The organism is Chitinophaga sp. GbtcB8 (assembly GCF_019091455.1).
Classification (GTDB): domain Bacteria; phylum Bacteroidota; class Bacteroidia; order Chitinophagales; family Chitinophagaceae; genus Chitinophaga.
On record NZ_JAGXJN010000055.1, the window covers coordinates 1 to 26,508 of the forward strand.

Annotated in this window: 13 protein-coding genes; 8 read left to right on the plus strand and 5 right to left on the minus strand. The window is 49.5% G+C overall.

What is annotated here, in order from left to right:
* The first annotated feature begins 332 nt into the window (after positions 1-332).
* Positions 333-806 (plus strand): 23S rRNA (pseudouridine(1915)-N(3))-methyltransferase RlmH, encoded by a 474-nt coding sequence (gene rlmH / locus KVT36_RS29605; RefSeq protein WP_217607046.1) that lies wholly within the window; start codon positions 333-335, stop codon positions 804-806.
* A 35-nt stretch (positions 807-841) separates the two neighbouring features.
* Positions 842-1,453: a rhomboid family intramembrane serine protease gene (locus KVT36_RS29610; RefSeq protein ID WP_217607047.1), complete on the plus strand. Its 612-nt coding sequence runs from the start codon at positions 842-844 to the stop codon at positions 1,451-1,453.
* Positions 1,454-1,505: 52 nt separating this feature from the next.
* Here the strand turns inward: KVT36_RS29610 and tilS are convergent, their stop codons facing one another.
* Together tilS and KVT36_RS29620 are read right to left on the minus strand one after the other, a co-directional pair.
* Positions 1,506-2,843, minus strand: coding sequence for a tRNA lysidine(34) synthetase TilS (gene tilS / locus KVT36_RS29615; protein WP_217607048.1), 1,338 nt, complete (start codon positions 2,841-2,843; stop codon positions 1,506-1,508).
* A 152-nt stretch (positions 2,844-2,995) separates the two neighbouring features.
* Positions 2,996-3,307: a hypothetical protein gene (locus KVT36_RS29620; protein ID WP_217607049.1), complete on the minus strand. Its 312-nt coding sequence runs from the start codon at positions 3,305-3,307 to the stop codon at positions 2,996-2,998.
* Positions 3,308-3,383: 76 nt separating this feature from the next.
* Here KVT36_RS29620 and KVT36_RS29625 point away from each other — a divergent pair, with 76 nt between their 5' ends.
* From KVT36_RS29625 to ispE, 4 genes are all read left to right on the plus strand, one after another.
* The gene (locus KVT36_RS29625) at positions 3,384-4,124 is read left to right on the plus strand and encodes an electron transfer flavoprotein subunit beta/FixA family protein (protein WP_217607050.1); all 741 of its coding nucleotides are present in this window, start codon (positions 3,384-3,386) and stop codon (positions 4,122-4,124) included.
* A 122-nt stretch (positions 4,125-4,246) separates the two neighbouring features.
* Entirely contained in the window at positions 4,247-5,212 is a 966-nt protein-coding gene (locus KVT36_RS29630; RefSeq protein WP_217607051.1) for an electron transfer flavoprotein subunit alpha/FixB family protein, read from the plus strand.
* Positions 5,213-5,388: 176 nt separating this feature from the next.
* The gene (locus KVT36_RS29635) at positions 5,389-5,991 is read left to right on the plus strand and encodes a bifunctional nuclease family protein (protein ID WP_217607052.1); all 603 of its coding nucleotides are present in this window, start codon (positions 5,389-5,391) and stop codon (positions 5,989-5,991) included.
* 110 nt (positions 5,992-6,101) lie between these two features.
* Complete coding sequence (ispE, locus tag KVT36_RS29640; protein ID WP_254640253.1) at positions 6,102-6,938, plus strand: 4-(cytidine 5'-diphospho)-2-C-methyl-D-erythritol kinase; 837 nt, start codon at positions 6,102-6,104, stop codon at positions 6,936-6,938.
* A gap of 9 nt (positions 6,939-6,947) precedes the next feature.
* On the opposite strand, the gene rplT is transcribed toward ispE, so the two are convergent.
* Both rplT and rpmI read right to left on the minus strand, forming a co-directional pair.
* Positions 6,948-7,292 (minus strand): 50S ribosomal protein L20, encoded by a 345-nt coding sequence (gene rplT, locus KVT36_RS29645; protein ID WP_089911666.1) that lies wholly within the window; start codon positions 7,290-7,292, stop codon positions 6,948-6,950.
* A gap of 38 nt (positions 7,293-7,330) precedes the next feature.
* Complete coding sequence (gene rpmI, locus KVT36_RS29650; RefSeq protein ID WP_089911997.1) at positions 7,331-7,528, minus strand: 50S ribosomal protein L35; 198 nt, start codon at positions 7,526-7,528, stop codon at positions 7,331-7,333.
* A 468-nt stretch (positions 7,529-7,996) separates the two neighbouring features.
* On the opposite strand from rpmI, the gene KVT36_RS29655 reads away from it, so the two are divergent.
* Positions 7,997-20,440 (plus strand): gliding motility-associated C-terminal domain-containing protein, encoded by a 12,444-nt coding sequence (locus KVT36_RS29655; RefSeq protein WP_217607053.1) that lies wholly within the window; start codon positions 7,997-7,999, stop codon positions 20,438-20,440.
* 223 nt (positions 20,441-20,663) lie between these two features.
* Positions 20,664-25,079 carry a gliding motility-associated C-terminal domain-containing protein gene (locus tag KVT36_RS33310; RefSeq protein WP_217607054.1) on the plus strand — a complete coding sequence of 1,472 codons (4,416 nt, stop codon included), beginning with the start codon at positions 20,664-20,666 and terminating at the stop codon, positions 25,077-25,079.
* Between the two features lie 79 nt (positions 25,080-25,158).
* Here KVT36_RS33310 and serA read toward each other — a convergent pair whose 3' ends face one another.
* Entirely contained in the window at positions 25,159-26,394 is a 1,236-nt protein-coding gene (gene serA, locus KVT36_RS29665) for a phosphoglycerate dehydrogenase (protein ID WP_217607055.1), read from the minus strand.
* Positions 26,395-26,508 lie beyond the last annotated feature (114 nt).

Consider the following 26,508-nt stretch of genomic DNA (forward strand, 5'->3'; position numbering starts at 1 on the left):
CGGGATGCCTATCCAGCTGAACTTACCCCAAATAAAAAAGGACCAACTTTCGTTGACCCTTTCCCTTTCCTGTGCCTCCGCCGGGATACAAACTTGAAACCTCCTGTTCGGTAGTCAGATGCTCTATTCAGTTGAGCTACGGAGCCATTTCCTTTTTCTTACTTCAGACCCTGAGGTCATTTGTTCGATTGGGATTGCAAAAGTATGCGTTTTTCTGAAACTAACAAATAGTTGTACATAAATTTCTACAAATTTCTATTAACCAGTACTTTTACAATATAATAAAATTCACTGCCACCGGGCAAATGGCCGGAAATCATACAACAAAAAAAATGAAGATACAGCTCTGGAGCATCGGCAAAGAAAATGATCCTTATATTAAAGAAGGCATTGCCATTTACCAAAAACGCCTGCAACATTACGTGGATTTTGAGCTGCGTCTCATTCCTACGGTTAAACAGGCGGCCAGTTTATCGATCCCTGAACTAAAAAAGCAGGAAGCTAAAATTATCCTGGACCTGCTACAACCCCAGGACTATCTCCTGGCCCTGGATGAGCATGGTAAAATGATGACCACCCTGCAGCTGGCCGATTTTCTGCAGCAGCGTACCAATGCGGCTACCCGCCAGCTGATTTTGCTGATCGGCGGCGCGTTCGGACTGGATGCCAGTATCCTTCAACGGGCGCAGGGCAAGCTATCTCTCTCCCAGCTTACCTTTCCCCATCAGCTGGTACGGTTAATTGTAACGGAACAGCTTTATCGCGCTTATTCTGTATTACATAATGAGAAATATCATCACCAATAACTACATTTACATTTTTTAACCGGACAGAACTTTTTATGCTGACCTTAAGCTTAGTGATCATCGTTGTTACCTGTATTATCTCTATTACCGCCTTTAGCCGGCCCGGGGAAATAGATAAGCTGAGCATGTGGCCTTACATGGTAAAAGAACATAATCAATATTACCGTTTTATTACCGCCGGATTGGTACACGCAGATTACATGCACCTGGGCTTTAACATGCTCACGATGTGGTTTTTTGGCAAGTACATTGAGATCATGTTTCAGCAGGTCTTTGGCGGCAAACTGTATTTCCTGCTATTCTATGTGCTGGCATTGATCATCTCCGATATTCCTTCTTACATCCGTCACCGCAATAACTATAGCTACCGCTCTATCGGCGCTTCCGGCGCAGTATCGGCCGTGGTATTTGCTTTTATTCTTTTTCAGCCCTGGGCTAAGATCATTGTGTTTGTGATACCTATGCCGGCTATTTTATACGGGGTGCTTTTCCTGGGTTATTCCGTGTATATGTCGCGCCGTGGCGGAGATGGTATTAACCATGATGCACACTTCTGGGGCGCTGTTTTTGGCGTAGTATTTCCATTGGCTCTTAAACCTCAGCTGGCAGGGTATTTTATAGAGCAGATATCCTCTCTTTGGAAATAAGATTTAATTACTGATTGATTGAGGCGGATGATTGAATGGGTGGCATGAGCTGCTATTCCCATTCCAGATACAACACCTCTTTCGTATGTTCCGTTAACTTAAACCGGTCATCGATCCGCATACCCACTACCCATACGATCCGCTTTGCAGATTCCAGCACCCATACCTTTTCCTTCTGTGGTAAAGAAAGTTTCTGATCAATAAAAAAGCGGCTCAGCTTTTTCTTTTTGGCCATACCCAAGGGATAAAAATAATCGCCCTGTTTCCAGCGGCGAAGCAGCAGCGGGTAGCGGATCTGTTGTTTATCCAAACAGGCAATAGCTGTTGCAGTGGGAATGCTGCCCAGGGCTGCTCTCTCCTGCACGCGCAGCTTTAAATGCCCGCTGCCGGTGTGTACATGGGAATGTTCCGGTTCAATCACCAGTATAGCGGGTTCCGGCTGTTCAAGGGGTGTTATCAGCAGCCATTCGCGATTGCGGAGAATACGATGGGTAGCCGTATCCACATACCTGCCGGATCCGCTTTCCAGCAGGTCCAGCACAGCATTTACCTGGGCTGGCGGGCAACCAAATCCTTTAAAGATCTCGTACGCAATCGTAACCAACGGTTTGGTTTTTTGCAGTTTTAGCACCGGTATCATCCAGGTATCCCCTTTGCGTTCCAGCAATCTTTTCCTGTGGCGTTCTACCGCTTCCTGGAACAGCTGTTCGGCTTCCCGTATACGCTCAATGGTAGCGGCCATATTGGCCACTGCACCTGGATAAGCTTCCCTGATAGGCGGTAGCACATGATGCCTGAAAAAATTGCGTGTATATTTATCCGTTATGTTGGAGCTGTCTTCTACAAACGTAAGCCCCTGCGCATTTATAAAATCCTGTAACGCTTCTTTTTGCGCAAACAGCAATGGCCGTATAACCGTGCCCTGCCTGGGTAAAATGCCGTGCAGCCCTGCCAGGCCCGTACCCTTTGAAAAGTTCATAAGCGCTGTTTCCACATTATCCTGCATATGGTGGGCGGTGGCAATAAAGGCATATTGCTGCGCCTTACGGGTAGCTTCCAGCCACTGGTAACGCAGCTCCCGGGCAGCTACCTGAACGGATACACGCTGCTGATCCATATAGGCGGCAGTATCAAATTTGGTTGTATAAAGCGGTACATTATAACGGGCGGCTAGTTGTTGTACAAATGCTTCGTCACGCTCTGATTCCGCACCCCGTAGCTGGAAGTTGCAATGCGCTATGGCAAAGGGAAAACCGGCAGTATGGAACAAATGCGCCATCGCCACAGAATCCGCACCGCCGCTAACTGCCAGTAAGATGGGTTGTGCAGGTGTAAATAATTGTTCCCGCTGAATGTATTCTGAAAAACCTGTAAGAAGGTTGTTTTGCATAATTAGTTAAGTTATCTACCCCAGAAGTAACGGGCTGCTTTTTCAAACACCTCTATCCGCCGCATTCCCATTCGCAATTATTCATATCATAATGTCTTTCCAATGGCATCCATACTCCGTTTGGCGGGGCGTAATTGACCATCCGTAATTGACTAATACATCAGGTCCTCATACGCTGCCTGCAGCTCGTTATAGGCATGTTTGTCGTTCACGGATCTGGCCATGGCCATACCTTTTTCGTAGGTGGCTCCGGCCAGGGAGGCCTCTCCTGCCCTTTCCAGCAGCTTGCCCAGGTGATAATAGGAGCCTACATATTCCGGCTCTTTTTCCAGCAGCTCTTCAAACAGCCGGCGGGCAGCCGCATCATCCTCCAGCTTTATATATTCCAGGGCCAGTGCATGCTTCAGAAAACTATCATCAGGGCTGCTTTCCAGGAAGGCTTTTAGTTTAGAAATCCGGTCCATTGTTGGTTTTATTAGTTAACCAATATCCGTTATATTTGCTGATACCGCTTTTTCCAAACCAAACAGTTTTAAGGTTATGAAGATTTTAGTATGTATCAGTAAAACGCCGGATACCACTGCAAAAATAGCTTTCACAGACAACAACACGAAATTCAGTGAAGCCGGTGTACAGTTTATCATTAACCCCTATGATGAGTGGTATGCGCTGGTACGCGCATTAGAGTTAAAAGAAACACAGGGCGCCACCGTGCACCTGGTAACCGTTGGCGGCGCAGATACTGAGCCTGTGATCCGTAAAGCCCTGGCCCTTGGCGGCGATGAGGCTTTTCGTATAAATGCGGATAGCCAGGACAGTTATTACATTGCATCGCAGATTGCGGCCCATGCCAAACAACAGGGATATGACCTCATCTTTACCGGTAAGGAAACTATTGACTATAATGGTTCATCTATAGGCGGCATGGTAGCGGAGCTGCTGGACCTGCCCTTTATTTCCATTGCAGCCAAATTTGAGCTGAATGGTACCACTGCTACCGTTAACCGCGAAATTGAAGGCGGTGAGGAAATTGTAACAGTAAACCTTCCGGTAGCAGTCTCCTGCCAGAAAGGAATGGCGGAAGCGCGTATACCCAATATGCGCGGTATTATGGCTGCCCGCACCAAACCGTTAACCGTAGTAGAGCCTGTTGCAGCAGAAGCTCTTACCAGCATTGTAAGCTTTGAGCTGCCCCCTGCAAAAGCAGGCGTAAAGCTTATTCCGGCCGACAATGTTGAAGAACTGGTAAAATTATTGCACGAAGAAGCCAAAGTGATCTGATTTACGATTTTGGATTTACAATTTTAGATCTTAACCTCACACCCGGTCTGAAATCATAAATCCTGGCTAATTCCATACGCTCCACATAAATCGTAAATCTAAAATCTAAAATCGTACATCTCATGTCTGTTTTAATATTCGCGGATCAATCCCAGGGAAAAATAAAAAAAGCTGCTTTTGAAGCCGTACAATATGGGGCTAAAGTTGCACAAAAGCTAGGAACAACGGCCACGGCTATAGTATTAGGCGAAGCGGATAACGCAGAGCTGGCCGCGTTAGGCAATTACGGCGCACAAAAAGTATTACATGCCGCAAATGCTAAGCTCAATGAATCGGATAGCGGTGTAGCTGCCAAAGTGATCGTAGCGGCCGCCAGCCAGGAAGATGCGCAGGTGATCATTTTCTCCCACAATTTTGACGGCCGTGCAGTGGCCCCCCGGGTAGCTGCGCGCCTGCAGGCAGGCCTGGTAACCGGCGCTATCGGATTACCGGATACCGCCAATGGTTTTGTGGTAAAGAAAACAGTGTTTTCCGGCAAGGCCTTTGCAAACGTGAATATAACCTCTGCCAAAAAGGTGCTCACGGTTATGCCCAACACCTTTGCCCTGGAGCCTACAGGCGCTACAGCCACTGTGCAGCCTTTTGATGCGCCTGTAAACGATGCAGATTTTAAGGTAAAAGTAAGTAAGGTAGAAACCGTAAGCGGCGAAGTACCGCTGACAGAAGCGGAGATCATTGTAAGTGGCGGCCGTGGATTAAAAGGCCCTGAGAACTGGGGCCTGGTAGAAGACCTGGCTAAAGCCCTGGGTGCAGCTACCGCCTGCTCCCGCCCGGTAGCAGATACCGGCTGGCGCCCGCATCATGAGCACGTAGGCCAAACCGGTTTAACTGTACGGCCCAACCTGTATATAGCCATTGGCATTTCCGGCGCTATACAGCACCTGGCCGGCGTAAACGGCAGCAAGGTGATTGTGGTGATCAATAAAGACCCGGAAGCGCCTTTCTTTAAAGCTGCTGATTATGGTATTGTGGGCGATGCTTTTGAAGTAGTGCCTAAGATTACGGAAGCCGTTAAAAAACTAAGATAATAAGTTGATAGTTGGTCCCAGGCAGTCCGGCAGCGCTATTTTTAACAAAACAGCGGTACCGGTGCTGCCTGGCGGCAAGCTAACAAACTCCCGGCTTGTTTTTAGATCAGGAAATATTTTTCTAACTTCACGGTCTTACAAAATTATCAGCCGACAACGCGAGACAGATAACAAATATGAGAAAAATAGAACTGGAAATAGTTGCTTTATCACACAGCATTACGCAAACACACTCGTATGCCGTGGTATTGGGAGAAGTGAACGGATTGCGCCGATTGCCTATTGTTATTGGGGGCTTTGAAGCGCAGGCGATTGCCGTGGCACTTGAGAAAATGCAACCCAGCCGCCCTTTAACGCATGACCTGATGAAGAATTTCATGAATGCTTTTAATATAGAGCTTTCAGAAGTGGTTATCAGTAACCTGCAGGAGGGCATTTTTTACTCAAAGCTGATCTGCCACAATAACGACGAAACCATAGAAATAGATTCCCGTACTTCTGATGCGCTGGCACTGGCAGTACGTTTTGGCTGCCCCATTTACACATACGAAAATATCCTCAACAGCGCCGGCATCCTGCTGGATGATCCTACCGGTAAAAAAGCAAATAAACCTACTACGCCTACTATTTCAGAACATGAAAAAGGCGCAGAAGATGACCTGAAAGCGATGAGTGTAGAAGAGTTGAGCACCCTGTTACAGGATGTGCTGGAGCAGGAAGATTACATTCGCGCTATTGCCATCCGCGATGAGATCAACAGCCGCAAAGCAGGCCGGTGAGCATAAGTGGCCCATGGTCCATAGTAGATGGTCCATGGCATTTTCCGAGCAGAGAATTTTCTCCAGGTATCAGATAGCTCCCATAATACAAACGATAATCGCCATGGACGATGGACCATGGACCATGGACTAATCGCATGATCGTTTTTCCCAATTGCAAAATAAATTTAGGTTTACACATCCTGCGCCGCAGGGCCGATGGCTTTCATGACCTGGAAACTATCTTTTACCCCGTACAGATAAAAGATGCGCTGGAAGTATTAGCTCACGATGAGCTGCACTTTAACAGCAGTGGTATAACCGTTCCCGGTAATACAGCGGATAACCTGTGTTTGAAAGCCTGGCATTTATTGAAAAAAGATTTTCCGGAGCTGCCTGCTGTAAATATTCACCTGCATAAACATATTCCTATAGGAGCCGGTCTGGGCGGTGGTTCTGCGGATGCTGCCTTTATGCTGCAGCTGCTGAATGATAAGTTCCGTTTAGAATTATCCGCAGCACAATTAATAAATTATGCAGCACAGCTGGGAAGCGATTGCGCTTTCTTTATCCGTAATCAGCCCTGTTATGCAACCGGCCGAGGCGAAGTGTTGCAGCCTTTGGCAGTAGATCTGAGCGGGTACTCCATGTTATTGGTGTACCCCGGTATTCATGTAAATACCGGTTGGGCCTTCGGGCAAATTACACCGCAGCAGCCGGAGCTATCGCTGCAGGAAAGCATTCTGCAGCCGGTAACTTCCTGGAAAGATCTTATTATAAATGATTTTGAAGCGCCGGTGTTCAGTGCGCATCCCGTATTAAGGGAAATAAAAGAGCAGTTATATGAAGCAGGGGCTTTATATGCAACTATGAGTGGCAGCGGATCTGCCATGGTAGGCATTTTTGGCAAAAACAAAATAGCCGGCATCCTGTGGGATGCCAGCTATCGCGTATTTGAAATAATCTGAGTTGCGTGATTACTTTACAGAAGCCACCAGGCTTTTGAAAGTTGCGGGTTCATTCATCGCTAAATCTGCCAGTACTTTCCTGTTCAGGTCAATCTTCTTTTCAGACAGCTTGTGAATGAATTCAGAATAAGTTATACCTTCTGCGCGTACTGCAGCATTGATACGTGCAATCCACAGCTGACGGTAATTTCTTTTCTTCAGCTTACGGCCTACATAGCTATAAGTCAGCCCTTTTTCTAATACGTTTTTGGCTACGGTATATACATTCTTTCTTTTACCGTAAAAGCCCTTCGCCTGTTTTAAGATCTTCTTCCTGCGGGCACGGGAAGCAACGGCGTTTACTGAACGAGGCATATGCTGCTTTTTTGATCAGATTAATAAATAAGTTATAATTAACGGAGGCAAAGCAGCCGCTTTACCAGGTTCAGGTTAGCGTCACTAACCAGTGTGCTGCCGCGGAGGCTACGTTTTCTTTTGGTAGCTTTCTTAGTCAGCAGGTGACTTTTAAAAGCCTTGTACCTTTTGATCTGTCCGCTCCCGGTCACCTTAAACGTTTTCTTCGCACGGGAATGAGTCTTTACTTTAGGCATCTTAAATACGAATTTGGTCTGCAAAGGTAGGGAAATAAATTAAACATAACACAGTCACTTCAAATATTTTATCCACTTCCAGATTCCCCACTTGTCATGTGGATAACTTTTTAACACTTTTTTACAATTTTTTAGGCTTCGGTAAACAATTGACTATCAAATCCGCCTTCTGCCTTTTTATGTACTAACACGTTTGTGTAGATGCCGTTTTGACATATACACATTTTTTATTTTGTATATTATTACTAATTTTAATTTTAAAATAGTCTCATATTTTAGCCGTATCATATATTATTAACCGAACGATTAAGCGATGCCTATGAAACCAGTTTACACAACTCAAAAGGCCGGCCAGGCAAGGGGGCAAGTACTTTTTTTGGTTGCAAAACCCTGTAAATCAACATCATTTTGGCAGGTATGAAACCTCCTCAAAATGATACTTTTTTCACTCAATTGGATTACAGAAAAATGAAAAAGCTACTAGCTCTCCTATATTTACTGATTGCCTTTACGACAGGTACTGCCGTTGCGCAGACCATGAACGCGCCGGCTACTGTTTGTATTTCACCCGACGCCACCAATAAACGGTGGGCCTCCATGAGCCTTAGCATTGGTGACATGCAGGGCACCAACTGGAGTATTTCCGTTGGGGGTGTTCCCTCCGTTGCCGGGGTGGATTATAATGTATTATATGGCGTAGTAGGCTCCTATTCGACCGGTGGTGCCCCTAACTCAGTTGGCAACCGCTCTATTACCGTTGAATTTTTGAAACCTGCCACTTATAGGATAAGGGCAGTTATCACAAATGCAAACGGTACTACCTCCACGGTTAATAAAAATGTGGTAGCAGCCAGCTGCCCTATGACCATTTGTAAAGGCCAGAACACTACGATGGCCGGTTTTACAGAGGACTTTGGACAAACCACTACCCGTATACCACTGGATCCTGCAAGAGGTACCATTGAATATATATATCAGCCTACCGGTAACCTGAACGATGAATATTATACTATAGCCAATCAATTGCAGCAACGCCCTGAATGGGATGCTTCTATAGACCATACCGGCAATACCAACGGCGCTATGCTGGTGGCTAACTCCGCTTATGATCCAAAACTATTCTATTCCCGCCGCGTAAACGGTTTATGTACCGGTGCAGTATATAATTTTACCGCCTGGTTCCGTAACGCGGATGGTAAAGGAGTAATGGAAGGCGCCTGCGCCGGCGGTATGATCTATGCCGGCGTAACCTTTGAGATTGTGAATGCAACAACCAATGCAGTACTGCAGACGTTTAATACATATGATGTATCTGCCCCGTTGCAGGCCAATCCTATTAATCGCGGCTGGCAGCAATATGGCGGTAGCTTTAAAACGCCGCCGGGTGTAAGTAGTGTTATTGTAAGGATCAGGAATAATAACCCTGGTGGTTGTGGTAACGATATTGCGATAGATGATATCGCATTCTCTTATTGCGCTCCTTATATCTATTCCTTCTTTGACGGGCAAACAGACCAGCTGGGTGGCGAGTATACGATGTGTGCGGGTGCAGCTACCAACCTTACCTCTGTATATGCCCCGGCAGATTATTTTACAAGTCCTCAATACTTCTGGCAATATAGTGATGACAACTTAACCTGGACCACCATTTCCGGCGACGGTGACGGCGTAACCGGTTCCGCTACCGGCATATTACATTTTGCAGAAGATGCATTGCTGCTGCAGGGTAGCCCTACTGTGATCACGCAAAGATGGTTCCGTTTGATGATCTACGAGGCTGGGAATACCAGCAGTTGTGCCCAGCCTTCGGTCCCGATAAAGGTAATATTGCTTCCCAACCCGAAAATATCGGTGGCGGGGGCGCAAATATGTATAGGCGGCAGCGCCACGCTTACGGCGTGTTGCGGATATGATACCTATACCTGGGATGATCCCGCAGCTACGGAAAGTGATAATATAACTGTTGCGCCTACTACCACCACTGTTTATACCGTTATAGGCAGAAAGGATTATGGCAGCGGGCGTACCTGTTACCGGCAGGCAGATGCCCCGGTAATTGTGGATGATATGCCGGTGCCCAACCTTACCATGACCACACCGGCCACTATCTGTTTGGGCCAGGCGGTAGATATAAGCATAGACCCGATCAATGCAGGATATGACATATTATGGACACCAAACGGTGAAACCACTACTTCTATACATGATGTTCCCACTACACCGGGATCAATTGCATATGGCGTTACCATAACAAACGGTACTTGTTCGGTTACTGATAGCAGAACCGTAACTGTGCGGGATCTGCCTGATGTAACTATCGGCTCTATTCCTGCCAGCTGCCGCACCAGTGGCTCCTTTACCATTCCGTACACCGGGGCTACCAATAACCCCAGCCGTTACGATGTGGTAGCTGCCGGTGCAAACCCGATGCCGGGTTTCACCGCTGTTATGAACCAGGCTATGCCTGCCTCTCCCATCACGGTAACTTACCCGGTAGGTACTGCACCCGGCACTTATACCTTTAACCTGGTATTACATAATACTACGCTGAGCTGCGACCGTACCAAACCATTCTCTGTTGTGGTACAGGCGCCTTCTACCCCACCCACAGGAATACTGGCCGACAAAACGCAATTGTGCGTAAGCGGAACAGTTACCTTAACCGTACAGGGTGGCGCGCTGGGAACAGGTGCTGTGTGGAGATGGTATGCAGGTGCTTGCGGCGGTGCTCTTTTAGGTACCGGCCCAAGCATTACTACAGGCACCATCTCAACTACCACTACATTCTATGTACGTGCTGAAAGCGCCGGCGCTTGCGGCAGCTCTACCTGCGCCTCTGCTACCGTAACAGTATTAGCGCAGCCGGTAACTGCCGCAGCAGGTCCTGACCAGGAGCATTGCGAGGTGCCTACTTTCCTGATGGCTGCTAACCCGGCCACACCGGCTACCGCAACAGGTACCTGGAGCGTGATCAGCGCTTCTGTGCCTGTAGCTAATATTGTTATAGCCAGTCCCACCAACCAGTCATCCAATGTAACAGTGCCCAATGGTGCTACTGCTACACTGGCCTGGACCATCAGCAATGGTGTATGTCCGAGCACAAGTGACCAGGTAGTGCTAACCAACTATAGCAAGCCTACAGTAGCGAATGCAGGACCCAAACAGCGGTTGTGTAATGCAACCTCCTTTACCCTGGCAGCTAACACGGCAACCATAGGTACAGGTACATGGACCAAGGTATATGGTGCCGCTGGCACGATCACCAACCCTAACAGCCCAACCACTACAGTTACCGGTTTAACACCCGGCGACTCTATTATATTACGCTGGACCATTGCTAATGGCCCCTGTACCCCCAGCACCAGTGATGTAACGCTGGTAACCTATAAAACGCCTACGGTAGCAGTTGCTGGTCCTGATCAGAAGCTGTGTAACGTTACTTCTTTTACCCTGGCGGCTAACACACCGGCCGCAGGTGCAGGTTATGGTTACTGGACCACCATTTCTGGTGGTAAAGCCCCGGTTGGTCTTACTACCCCCAATACTACCATTACCGTAGTACCGGGTGATTCCATTGTACTGCGCTGGACCATTGCCAACGGCACTTGTCCGCCCAGCACCGATGATATAACATTGGTAAGCTATAAAACGCCTACCGTAGCAGCAGCTGGTCCTGATCAGAAGCTGTGTAATGTAACTTCCTTTACCCTGGCAGCTAACACACCGGCAGCAGGTGCAGGTTATGGTTACTGGACCACCATTTCTGGTGGTAAAGCCCCGGCTAACCTTACCAGCCCCACCTCTACCATTACGGTAGTACCAGGTGATTCCATTGTACTGCGCTGGACCATTGCTAACGGCACTTGTCCGCCCAGCACCGATGATATAACACTGGTAAGCTATAAAACGCCAACTGTAGCAGCCGCTGGTCCTGATCAGAAGCTGTGTAATGTTACATCCTTTACGCTGGCAGCTAACGCGCCAGCCGCAGGTGCAGGTTACGGTTACTGGACCACTATTTCTGGTGGTAAAGCCCCGGCTAACCTGACCAGTCCCACTTCTACCATTACCGTAGTACCGGGTGATTCCATCGTACTGCGCTGGACCATTGCAAATGGTACTTGTCCGCCCAGCACCGATGATATAACGCTGGTAAGCTATAAAACACCGACTATAGCAGCCGCTGGCCCTGACCAGAAGCTGTGTAACGTAACCTCCTTTACGCTGGCAGCTAACGCGCCAGCCGCAGGTGCAGGTTATGGTTACTGGACCACTATTTCTGGTGGTAAAGCTCCGGCTAACCTTACCAGCCCTACCTCTACCATTACGGTAGTACCGGGTGATTCCATTGTACTGCGATGGACCATTGCCAACGGCACTTGTCCGCCCAGCACCGATGATATAACACTGGTAAGCTATAAAACACCAACTGTAGCAGCCGCTGGTCCTGACCAGAAACTGTGTAATGTAACTTCCTTTACGCTGGCAGCTAACGCACCGGCCGCAGGTGCAGGTTATGGTTACTGGACCACCATTTCTGGTGGTAAAGCGCCGGCTAACCTGACCAGTCCCACCTCTACCATTACGGTAGTACCGGGTGATTCCATTGTACTGCGCTGGACCATTGCAAATGGTACTTGTCCGCCCAGCACTGATGATATAACACTGGTAAGCTATAAAACACCGACTGTAGCAGCCGCGGGTCCTGACCAGAAGCTGTGTAATGTAACATCCTTTACCCTGGCGGCTAACACACCGGCCGCAGGTGCAGGTTATGGTTACTGGACCACTATTTCTGGTGGTAAAGCTCCGGCTAACCTTACCAGCCCCACCTCTACCATTACGGTAGTACCAGGTGATTCCATTGTACTGCGCTGGACCATTGCCAATGGTACTTGTCCGCCCAGCACCGATGATATAACACTGGTAAGCTATAAAACACCAACTGTAGCAGCCGCTGGTCCTGATCAGAAACTGTGTAACGTAACTTCCTTTACGCTGGCAGCTAACCCACCGGCCGCAGGTGCAGGTTATGGTTACTGGACCACCATTTCTGGTGGTAAAGCTCCGGCTAACCTGACCAGTCCCACCTCTACCATTACGGTAGTACCAGGTGATTCCATTGTACTGCGCTGGACCATTGCAAATGGTACTTGTCCGCCCAGCACCAATGATGTAACATTAGTAAGCTATAAAACACCTACGGTTGCTGATGCCGGCCCGGATCAGAAGGATTGTAACGTAACGTCCTTTACCCTGGCGGCCAATACACCGGCAGCAGGTGCAGGTTATGGTTACTGGACTACCATTTATGGTAGCAAAGCCCCGACAAACCTGACCAGCCCAACCTCTACCATTACGGTAGCACCGGGTGATTCTATTATACTGCGCTGGACCATTGCTAACGGTACTTGTCCGCCCAGCACCAGTGATGTAACGCTGGTAAGCTATAGAACGCCTACCACCGCAGCTGCTGGCCCTGATCAGAAGCTGTGTAACGTAACATCCTTTACCCTGGCAGCTAATACACCGGCAGCAGGTGCAGGTTACGGTTACTGGACCACTATTTACGGTGCTAAAGCCCCAACAAACCTGACGAGCCCCACTTCTACCATTGCGGTAGTACCGGGTGATTCTATTATACTGCGCTGGACTATTGCCAACGGTAACTGTCCGCCAAGCACCGATGACATAACGTTAGTAAGCTATAGAACGCCTACCGTAGCAGCAGCTGGTCCTGACCAGAAGGATTGTAACGTAACATCCTTTACCCTGGCGGCTAATACGCCAACCATCGGTTATGGTTACTGGAGCACTGTTTATGGTGGTAAAGCCCCGGCTAACCTGACCAGCCCCACCTCTACCATTACGGTAGCACCGGGTGATTCCATCGTACTGCGCTGGAACATTGCTAACGGTACCTGTCCGCCCAGCACCAGCGATGTAACATTAGTAAGCTATGAAACGCCTACTGTTGCAGCAGCCGGTCCGGATCAGAAGGATTGTAACGTAACATCCTTTACCCTGGCCGCTAATACACCAACCATCGGTTATGGTTACTGGAGCACTGTTTATGGCGGTAAAGCCCCGGCTAATCTTACTGATCCCAATTCTACTATTACAGTAGCACCGGGTGATTCCATCATACTGCGCTGGAACATTGCCAACGGTAACTGTCCGCCCAGCACTAATGATGTAACTTTAGTAAGCTATAAAACACCTACCGTAGCAGCTGCTGGCCCTGACCAGAAACAGTGTAATGTTACGTCCTTTACCCTGGCAGCCAACACACCGGCAGCAGGTGCAGGTCATGGTTACTGGACCACTATTTATGGCGGTAAAGCTCCCACCAACCTTACCAGCCCCACCTCTGCCATTACGGTAGTACCCGGCGATTCCATCATACTGCGCTGGACTATTGCCAACGGTAACTGTCCGCCCAGCACCAGTGATGTAACTTTAGTAAGCTATATAACGCCTACCGTAGCAGCTGCCGGTCCTAACCAGAAGGATTGTAACGTAACATCCTTTACCCTGGCAGCTAATACACCAACCATCGGTTATGGTTACTGGACCACTGTTTATGGTGGTAAAGCCCCGGCTAACCTGACGGATCCGGCATCTACCATTACGGTAGCACCGGGTGATTCCATCATACTGCGCTGGAACATTGCTAACGGCAACTGTCCGCCCAGCACTAGTGATGTAACTTTAGTAAGCTATTTAATGCCCACTACCGCAGCTGCTGGTCCTGACCAGAAACTGTGTTATACTACTTCCTTCACCATGGCGGCTAACACGCCTGCTGTAAACGCAGGTACCGGCAGATGGAGCGTTGTGTACGGAACGGCTAATATTGCTACTCCTACCAGCCCCGCCTCCAGTGTTACCATTGCCCAGGGTGATTCTGTGATACTGCGCTGGACCATCACCAATGGTAATTGTGCCATAAGCACTGACGATGTAACGCTGATCAGCTACGAATCTGCAACCATTGCAGCAGCAGGCCCTGACCAGAAACTGTGTAACGTAACATCCTTTACCCTGGCAGCTAATACACCGGCCATTGGTACTGGTGCGTGGAGCATTGTACATGGTACGCCGGTTATTGCTGATCTGCTGAGCCCCACTTCTACCGTAACGGTAGCTCCGGGCGATTCAGTAGTACTGCGCTGGACTATCAGCAACGGTGTGCTTTGCCCGTCTAACAGCGACGATGTAATACTGGTAAGCTATGAACAGCCTACAGTGGCTGCTGCAGGTGCAGATCAGAAATTGTGTAACGTAACCTCCTTTACCCTGGCTGCCAACACGCCAAGTGTAGGCACCGGCAAATGGAGCATCTTATATGGTACGCCGGTTATTGCCAGCCTTACTTCCGCTACCTCTACCGTAACGGTAGTACCGGGCGACTCTGTGGTACTGCGCTGGACCATCTCTAACGGTACCTGTCCGCCGAGCACCAGTGATGTAACACTGGTAAGCTATAAAACGCCTACCGTAGCAGCTGCTGGTCCTAACCAGAAACTGTGTAACGTAACCTCCTTTACCCTGGCTGCCAATACACCGGCCGCAGGTGCAGGTTACGGTTACTGGACCACTATTTATGGTGGTAAAGCTCCGGCTAACCTGACCAGTCCCACCTCTACCATCACGGTAGTACCGGGTGATTCTATTATACTGCGCTGGACTATTGCCAATGGCGTATGTCCGCCCAGCACCAGTGATGTAACATTAGTAAGTTATATAACGCCTACAGTTGCAGCTGCCGGCCCGGATCAGAAGGATTGTAACGTAACGTCCTTTACCCTGGCAGCTAACACACCGGCCGCAGGTGCAGGTTACGGTTACTGGACCACTATTTATGGTGGTAAAGCCCCGGCTAACCTTACCAGCCCCACCTCTGCCATCACGGTAGCACCAGGTGACTCTATTGTACTGCGTTGGACTATTGCCAACGGCACCTGTCCGCCAAGCACCGATGATATAATATTGGTGAGCTATAGAACACCTACCACCGCAGCAGCTGGTCCTAACCAGAAACTGTGTAACGTAACATCCTTTACCCTGGCGGCTAACACGCCGGCAGCAGGTGCAGGTTATGGTTACTGGACCACTATTTATGGTGGTAAAGCCCCGGCTAACCTGACCAGCCCCACTTCTACCATTGCGGTAGTACCGGGTGATTCTATTATACTTCGCTGGACTATTGCCAACGGTACCTGTCCGCCGAGCACCAGTGACGTAACGCTGGTAAGCTATAAAACGCCTACCGTAGCAGCTGCTGGTCCTAACCAGAAACTGTGTAACGTAACCTCCTTTACCCTGGCGGCTAATACACCGGCCGCAGGTGCAGGTTATGGTTACTGGACCACTATTTATGGTGGTAAAGCGCCGGCTAACCTGACCAGCCCCACTTCTACCATTGCGGTAGCACCGGGTGATTCTATTATCCTGCGCTGGACTATTGCCAACGGTAACTGTCCGCCGAGCACAAGCGATGTAACGCTGGTAAGCTACGCGCAGCCGACCATTGCCGCAGCAGGTGCTGATCAGAAATTGTGTAATGTAACCTCCTTCACCCTGGCTGGTAACACACCAACAGTAGGTAAAGGTGTGTGGACTAAAATATATGGTAACCCGGTTATCGCAAATCCGAATAGCCCGACTTCTACCATAACGGTAGCTGCCGGTGACTCCGTGATACTGCGCTGGACCATTAGCAACGGTAACTGTCCGCCGAGCACTGATGATGTAACATTAGTAAGCTACAAAACAGCCGCTCCTGCCCTTGCTGGCCCGGATCAGAAAATGTGTAACGTAACCTCCTTTACCCTGGCTGCCAACACACCAAGCGTGCCCACAGCTAAAGGCAGATGGAGCATAATATACGGTACACCGGTAATTGCTAACCTTACCAGCCCAACCACTACCATAACGGTAGTACCTGGCGACTCTGTAATACTGCGCTGGACCATTACCAACGGTACATGTCCTGCAACCAGTGATGATGTAGTATTAGTAAGCTACCGTCAGCCGACTATCGCGGCAGCAGGTGCAGATCAGAAACTGTGTAACGTAACATCCTTTACCCTGGCAGGCAACACGCCAACTGTGGGTACCGGCAGGTGGACGGTAATATATGGTACTGCTACCATCGCCGCCCCTACTAGCCCAACCTCTACGGTAACCGTGGCTGCAGGCGATTCTGTAATACTGCGCTGGACTATCAGCAACGGCGTATGTCCTGCTACCAGCGACGATGTAGTGCTGGTGAATTACAGAACACCGGCTATGGCCAATGCTGGTCCTGACCAGGATATGTGTAGCAATACCACCAGCTTTACCATGAGGGCCAATGCACCGGGTGTAACCGGCGCGGTAGGCACCTGGACCATTGTAAGCGGTACTGCGACTATTGCAGACATTCATAATCCAACAACTACAGTAACGGTAGCTGTGGGTAACACGGTAACCCTGCGCTGGACCATCACCAACGGAACCTGTGCTATGAGCAATGATGATGTGGTGATCGCTAACCGCAACCTGATAACAAACAATACCATCAGCGCAGATCAAACAGTATGTTTAACAGAAATACCGGCCGCTTTAACCGGCACTACGCCTACCGGCGGTAATGGTACCTATACCTACCAATGGCAGAGCAGCACCACAAGCGCAACCGCGGGTTTTGTGAGCATACCCGGCGCCACTGCCGCAACTTATGCACCGGGCCTGTTAACACAGGATACCTGGTACAGGAGAGTAGTAACTTCCGGCTTCTGCGCCAGTGTAACCAGCAATGCAGTGAAGATAACGGTGATAAACAAACCGCCGGTTGTAACCTTTGTGCCTGGCCCGATGACGGTAGATTGCAGAATGGGTATGGATTACACCACCCTGTTCGGTACACCGCAGTTCAGCCACACACCGTATACAAATATGCCGCTGACAGTCACCTTCACGGATGCAAATTCCGTAAATGGCTGTACGCAGACCTTTACCCGCACCTGGACAGCTACTGACCGTTGCGGTATGACAACCACTGCATCACAGACCATTACCGTGGTAGACAGAACTGCACCAGTGTTCACCTCTCAGAAACCTGCCGACGTAACCGTAGAATGTGATAAGATCCCGGCAGCAGTGAACCTGAATGCAGTAGACGATTGTTTCGGTAACATGTCAGTAACACCGGTTGAAACCAGACAGGATATACCGGGTGCATGTGTGAATAACTACAAATTAATACGTACCTGGACCGCTGTGGATGGCTGTAACAACCGCGTAACGCTGACACAGACCATTACCGTACAGGATAAAACACCGCCGGTGTTCACAGGCACAGCTCCGAGAGATACCATCGTGAACTGTAACGCTGTACCGCCTGCAGCACCATTAACAGCTATGGACAACTGTACGCCGGGTGTTATAACAGTAACGGCTACGGATGTACGTAAGAATATACCGGGCGCCAAGTGTACGGATAACTACCAGATAGTACGCACCTGGATCGCCAGGGACGAATGCGGCAACATGGCTACCCTGGTACAGAACATTACCGTACAGGATACTACCCGTCCGGTGTTCTCAATGCCGCAACCGGCAAATGTGACCGTAGATTGTGATAAAGTGCCTTCATGGCCGGCCATCACCGCAACAGATAACTGTACTGCCAATGTACCGGTAATGACCAGCGAGCAGAAATTTGCAACGCAGCCTGCCTGCGCCGGCAACTACCGCCTGGTACGCACCTGGAAAGCAACAGATAATTGTGGTAACACCGCTACCATGACGCAGACCATTACCGTACAGGATACCACCAGACCGGTGTTCACAGTAAGGCCTCCGGCTGATACTACCGTGAATTGTGATGCGGTACCAGCGCCGCCGAATAATGTGGTAGCAACTGATGCCTGCGGTACTGTGAAGCTGAGCCGCACACAGGTACGCGAAAACATACCAGGCGCCTGCGCAAGCAACTACCGCCTGATCCGCACCTGGATAGCAATAGACCAATGTGGTAACCAGGCTGTATGGCGCCAGGTGATCACCGTACAGGATACTACCCGCCCTGTAATTACCGCTCCGCCTGCGGATGTGGTACTGAACTGCGGCGATGCTATTCCTGCAGCACCTGTCTTAACCGCTACTGATAACTGTGATCCGGCCTTCCCGAAACAGGCTGCCATGACAGAAGATCCGTATGTGAAAGATGTGTGCTCCGGTTATACCATCATCAGAAGATGGAGAGTAGCTGACGCATGTGGTAACCAGGCAACAGAAGTAATACAGCGCATTGTAGTAAATGCCTGTCCGAAACCGGTGCTGGACCCTGCCCTGCCGGTGAACTGTTCCGACAACCCGACCTTTACTATTAAAACGCTGAATAATGTGACTAACCCGACCTACATACTGGTAGGCGTGGTACCGGCCAACGCGGTACAGGTACCATGGTCACAGCAGAACGGCGCATTTAACCTGAATAATGCCACCCAGGCCAGCTTTATAGTAAGAGACGGCGTAACCGGTTGTATATCCGATACTGTGGTATATAACCTGCAATACAACACCTCTCCCATGGTTAACCTGGGCCGTGATACAACTATATGCGGTGGCAACAGCCTGATACTGGATGCAGGTGCCGGCAACTTTGCCTACACCATCCGCTGGTCAACCGGCGAAACCACGCAGCGTATCAACATCACCAATGCCGGTAAATACTGGGTATCTGTAACCAACGGCATCTGTACCACTACAGATACCATACAGGTAACCGTAATACCCATGCCGCTGGTAGATATTCCGGATGCTTCCATATGCCGCGGCCAGAGCGTGAAGCTGGATGCCTTTGTAGATGGCGGCACTTACCTGTGGAGCAACGGCGCTACATCTTCCTCTATCCTGGTAAGCACACAGGAACAGTTCTGGGTGCAGGTAGTGAAGAGCGGTTGTATCACCATCGATACAGTGAATGTAACGGTGAATCCGCCGCCGGATATTACACTGAACCGCGATACTACGATCTGTCCGGACCAATCCGTAATGCTGACCGTAAACCTGAACAATGGCGGTAACATCCGCTGGGTAACCGGCGCCACCACCAACTCCATTGTGGTGAATGAGCCAGGCCAGTACTGGGTAACGGTAAGCAGGGATAACTGTATGATCAAAGACACGGTGAATGTACGCCTGCAGCCTTCCATTAAAGTAGAGCTGGGCCCGAACCAGGAAATTTGTCCGGGTAGCCAGATCACGATAGACGGTACTACGCAGGACGCTATCTCCTACCTGTGGGATGACGGTGATCCGAACCCGGTGAAGAACCTCTTTGAAACCGGTAAATACCGCCTGGGTGTAATGGACAGGTTCTGTAACCGCGTATTCTATGACAGTGTGTACCTGAGAGTGGCTGATATGCCGAGAATAGACCTGGGCCTGGATACAGTAATGTGTATTGGTGAAACACTCCGCTTACGTGCAGAAGGCGCCAATATTAAAAGTGTGCTGTGGTCAGATGGTTCTACCGGACCATACCTGGATGTGAAAGCAGCTGGTACCTACGCAGTAACCGTGTTCAATGATTGCGGCAGCGCAACAGACCAGATCACGGTAGACTATACGCAGTGTGATCCGAAACCGACCTTCCCGAACGCCTTCTCACCGAACGGTGATGGTAAGAACGACTTCTTCCGCCCGGTTGTTCGCGGACCGATGTACGAATACGAACTGCGCATCTTCAACCGCTGGGGTGAGCTGATCTACCTGGGTTATGATTCCAAGAAAGGCTGGGACGGCCGCTACCAGGGCCAACCGGTAACAATAGGCACCTACGTATGGTGGCTTACTTACAAGAAAATGCCAAACGGTAATCCGAACATTATAAAAGGTGAGGTAACCGTGATCAGGTAATAACAAACTTTTCAGAAAAAGAGGGATTCCAACTCGTGAATCCCTCTTTTTTGAAATAACACATAAGTATTTTAACTTATTTAAAAATTAATTAAAATGAAATATCTCTACCACAACAGTTAGCTATGCGAATTACGGGGGACACTAAAATGTCAATAATATTCAAGAGGTAAAAAGCCGCTCTCTGATTGGAATCCTATTTTTTTTGTAATACTTCGAACCAGTGATTAGATTATCAGCCTTCCTATGCATGATCATGGCTTTTGTGAGTGGTGAAACTGTTTTTGGACAAGCTTTTGTAAACGCACCTGCGAACGTGTGTACAACGGCCGGTACCAACGCCGAACGCTATGCCACTATTACCGCAGATGTAACCGGTGAAACGGTTACCGATACCAGGTGGACCATCACCCCTGGTGTGGTTGGAGTGGACTTTAAAGTATTGTATGGCACGCTCAATACCACTGTGGCGGGTCGTGGGTCTTTGACCATTGAATTTATAAAGCCTGGCGTTTACACCGCTTCTGCTACAATGAATACCCCAAGTGGCCCTTACAGCGCCAACAGTTTTATAACTGTAAAGGATTGTAGCATGCCAGTGTGTAAAGGAGCAAACACCACCACCCCAATGGCTGGTTTTGTGGAAGATTTCGGCTCTACCGCCATTCCCATTCCACTGGATCCTCTGCGTGGCAGCATACAGTACACTGCCAACACTGCAGGTCCCCTGGGGCCTGAGGAGTATGTAGTAGCTGCCAATACCACTGGTCAAAGCACTGACTGGATATCCACCAACGACCATACCCGCAATACCAATGGCGGTATGCTGCTGGTAAATGCAGATGCGGCTACCAGCCTGCTGTTCCGCAGAACAGTAAGCGGTCTTTGTAAAGGTGCGGTATACCGTTTGGGCGCCTGGTTTAAGAACCTGGATACCCGTACTTTTTTTGAAACAGGCTGCGGCGCTGCTTATAAAAACCCCGGTGTAACCTTTGAAGTATTAAATGCCACCACCAATGCGGTAGTTGCTACTTTTAACACCAATGATATTTCTACTCCCCTGCAAGCCACGGTTAATAATTTTGGCTGGCAGGAATATGCTTTCAGCTTTAAAACACTGCCCGGCCTTACGGATGTAATTGTACAGATCCGTAATAATGCGCCCGGCGGTTGTGGTAACAACCTTGCGGTTGACGATATCAGCTTTTCCTATTGCACACCATATATCTACTCTTTCTTTGACGGGCAAACCGACCAGCTGGGCGGCGAGTACACCATGTGTGCCGGCTCTCCCACCAACCTTACCTCCCAGTATACACCAGCCGGTTATTTTACCGTGCCGCACTATTTCTGGGAATACAGTAAGGACAGCATTTTATGGACCACCATTAACGGGGACGGCGACGGTATCAGCGGTACCGGTACAGACATACTGCACTTTGTAGAAGGTGCGCTGTTACTGGAAGGCGACCCCGTAGCCACTACACACCTGTTCTTCCGGTTAAATATATATGAGGATGGCAATACGGAAAGTTGCGCCGCACCCTCCATGCCCATTAAAGTAACGCTGCTGCCCAATCCGAAGGTAGTAGTGCCTGATAATGAAATTTGTAATGGCGATACGGCTACCCTGGTAGCCACCGGTGGCTTTGATTCTTATATATGGGATTCGCCGCTGGATACCACTTCAGAAGAAGTGAAGGTAGCGCCGGATGTAACAAGTGTATACACCGTAACAGGTTATAAAAGTTATGGCGCCGGCCGTACCTGCCAGCGTACCGGCCAGGCAGTGGTAATTGTTGATGACCGCCCGGTGGTGGACAGCATTACAGGGCCCGGCAATGTATGTTTTGGCACAGAGGTAGATCTGAGCATAGACCCTGCCCTTTCCCTGTATGATATAGCCTGGACACCCAACGGCGAAACCGCTGTTACAGATATTAAAGATACACCCGCCACATTGGGGCTTAATACTTACGGCGTAACTGTAACTAACGGCATGTGCGTAATAAAAACGTATAAGGACATAACGGTATTGGATATGCCAACCGCTTATGCCGGTGCTACAGATACAATGTACCAGTGTAACGATGGTGACTTTACCATGGCCGGCACCCTAGGTGCAGACGAAACCGGCAAGTGGACCATTGATGGCGCTGCCAACGGCGCTGTTATTGGCAACGATGCAAACCCGCTGACAACTGTAACCGGCCTTGCAAGCGGCCAGGCAGTAACGCTGGTATGGTCTGTACAAAAAACGCTGAACACCGGTTGTACCAGTACAGATACCATTGTACTGATGAACGTGGCCATACCCATTACCAGCCTGGCAGGCCCTGACCAAACCCAGTGCGGTACGGCAGACGCCTTTACCATGGCCGCCAATACACCGCCGGCAGGCGCTATTGGTACCTGGGATGTAAAACAAGGCACCGCTTCTGTTGGTAACCTGAATACAGAGAATACTATTATTACCGTAACCGGTATACAGGATGCCATGATCACCTGGACCGTATCCAACGCCGTTTGCCCCGGCAAGCCGGATACTGTGATACTGAGCAAAAAGAATGCGCCTAATGTTACACTGGGCGTAGTACCCAATATCTGTAGCAGTGAGCCTGCATTTACCATTCCTTTTACTGCGCCTACGGATGGCCCTGATAAATATGATGTAACGGCAGCCGCCACTAATGCAATGCCCGGGTTTATAACCATCACGGATTCAGCTTTCATCGCTTCTCCGCTGCTGGCCGTCTACCCTGCTGCTACCGCTACCGGTACTTATGATTTTAACCTGACTGTTAAACATGATGGCGCCGGTTGCGCTACAGATATACCGTTCTCCCTCACTGTTACTTCATCTTCAATAGCACCTACTACTGTAGTTGCAGATAAACCTGAAGTATGTGCGGGTGATAATGTAACCTTAACCGTACAGGATGGCAGCCTGGGAACAGGCGCTAACTGGGTATGGTATGCAGATGGCTGCGGTACCGGCTCACCGCTGGGCACCGGGCTTACGCTTACAACAGCAGTAACAAAAACCACTACCTACTATGTGCGTGCGGAAAGCGCCGGCGCATGCGGTAACTCAGGTTGCGCAGCTGTAGTGGTAACAGTAGTAAGCATAGCGCCTGTGGCCACCTTTGTACCGGATTCCATTACCGTGGAATGTGAAGCAGGTAAGGACTACACTACCCTGTTCGGCACACCGCAGTTCAGCCATGCACCTTATACCACTATTACACTGAATGTAACTTCTACTGACCAGACTACCATGAACGGCTGTACGCAGAAGCTTACCCGTACCTGGACGGCTACAGATGCCTGCGGCCTCACCGGCACAGCAGCACAAACCATTAATGTTGTAGATAAAACAGCACCGGTATTTACCACGCCTAAACCGGGCGATGTAACGGTGAATTGTGACGCCATACCCGTAGCTATTACCATGGATGCGCTGGATGCCTGCGCAGGCCTGATCACCGTAACAGCCACAGATGTACAGCAGGCCATTGCCGGCGCATGTGCCAGCAATTATAAGATCCTGCGCACCTGGACAGCTACTGACCCTTGCGGTAACAGTGTAAGCGCTGTGCAAACCATCACGGTAAAAGAATTAACACCGCCTGCATTTACCACTGCGGCGCCTAATGATACGCTGGTAGAATGCGGCTCTATACCCGCACCGGTTGTAATGACCGCTACCGAATATTGCACCGGCGCAAGCATCACTGCAACGGCAACGGATACACGTATAGCTATACCCGGCAAAAGCTGCGGTTACCAGATAGTACGTACCTGGCTTGCGCAGGATGTATGCGGCAACAGTAATACCGTTTCACAGACCATTACCGTACAGGATACCACCCGCCCGGTATTTAGCGTAATGCCGCCGGCAGATGCGCTGGTGGATTGTGATAACGTACCCGCGCCGGCTACCAACATAACCGCTATTGATAACTGTGGCAGTGTAAGGATCAGCCGTACACAAACACAGAAACCGGTTAATATCCCGGGCGCCTGCGGCAGCTACGAGATAACCCGCATATGGACAGCAACAGACGAATGCGGCAACACCGCCACCGCTCAGCAGGTGATCACTGTTAGCTGCGATGGTATTCCGAAAATAGCCCTGGGTAATGATACCAGCCTTTGTAACGGAGAAGCCATCCGCCTGCGTGCAGATGATGGCGGTACCAGCTACGGTGGCGTAATGACCTACCGCTGGTCCAACGGTTCTACCGAACCTACCCTTACGGTTACACAATCCGGTACCTATTCCGTAACCGTAGCTAATGACTGCGGACAAGCCTCCGACGAAATAAACGTGAACTTCACCGTTTGCGATCCTAAACCGGTATTTGCCAATGCCTTCTCCCCTAACGGTGATGGTATTAACGACCGTTTCAGGCCGGTAACACAACGCGGTATGATGTACGGCTACCAGCTGCGCATTTACAACCGCTGGGGACAGCTGGTGTACAGCGATTCAGATCCCAGAAGAGGCTGGGATGGCTCTATGAATAATACATCGCATCAGGCTAACGTTGGCACCTACATTTGGTGGGTAACCTATACCAAAGACCTGAAAGAGCCGCCGGTAATACTGAATGGCCTGGTGAACGTGGTTAAGTAAACTCTCAGATGCAGACATAAAAAAGAAAGGAGCTCGTAATGAGCTCCTTCTTTTTTATGAGTAATGTTTGCCAGTTATATTAATACAATAACCGCGTTTTGATGGTATGTTTTACTTCTTTCAGCGCGGCAAAAGCATCATGCGATAATTGTGTATCTACATCCAGCACCACGTAACCTATCTGCTCGTTTGTTTTCAGGTACTGACCCAGGATGTTGATCTTCTTTGCAGATAAAGCGGTATTGATCTCAGACAGTACACCCGGTACATTCTGATGAATGTGCAGGATGCGGTGCGTGTTTTCCATCGCTGATATGCTGATAGCGGGTACAGTATGAGAGCCAAAGCTGGCGCCCTTTTCCAGGTAGTTCAGCATTTTGCTGCTCACATCCAGCCCGATATTATGCTGCGCTTCTTCTGTGCTGCCGCCAATATGTGGCGTTAAGATCACGTTGGGCAGGTTTTGCAGCGGTGTGCTAAAGGCTGCCCCGTTCTTTTCCGGTTCTACGGGAAATACGTCAATGGCTGCGCCGGAAAGCTGCCCGCTCACTAATGCATCTTTCAGGGCATCCAGGTCCACCACCTCGCCACGGGCGTAGTTAATGAAAATGGCGCCTTTCTTTACATCTTTCAGCGTTTCTGCATTGATCATATTGCTGGTGGTCCTGGTAGAAGGTACGTGCAGGGAAATAATGTCTGCCTGGGAAAACAGGTCCTTCAGCGTTTTCTGCTGTACGGCATTTCCCAGCGGCAGCTTGGTTTCCACATCATAGTACATTACGTTCATGCCCATAGATTCAGCCAGCACGCTTACCTGGCTGCCAATGTTCCCATACCCTACAATGCCCAGCGTTTTACCCCTGAGCTCATAGCTGCCGGCGGCTTCTTTTTTCCACACACCTTCATGTGCCGCTTTATTCTTATCAGGAATACGGCGTATCAGCATAATAGACAAACCTATTACCAGCTCCGCTACCGAACGGGTATTTGAATAGGGCGCATTAAATACGGCAATGCCGTGCTCTTTTGCATTCTTCAGATCTACCTGGTTAGTGCCTATACAAAAGCAGCCAATAGCCTGCAGCTTTTTAGCCGCGGCCAGCACCTTAGCGGTGATCTGCGTTTTGGACCGGATACCCAGTAAATGCACATCCTTGATCTCGCTGAGCAATTGTTCCTCGCTCAATGCTCCCGACAGCCGGCGGGTGTTTGAATAACCCGCGTGCGTAAACTCTGCCACAGCAGCATCACTGATGTTTTCCAGCAAGAGGATATTGATCTTTTCTTTTGGATAGCTTGTCAACTTCTGCTCCATATATATAGTATTATTAATGCGTACGTTGTGTATTCGCAATTGGCTTAATAATTGTGGTTTAGGGCTAAAACAAGGTGCAAACCTAACAGAAGTCTGGCAAAAATCAAACAGGGG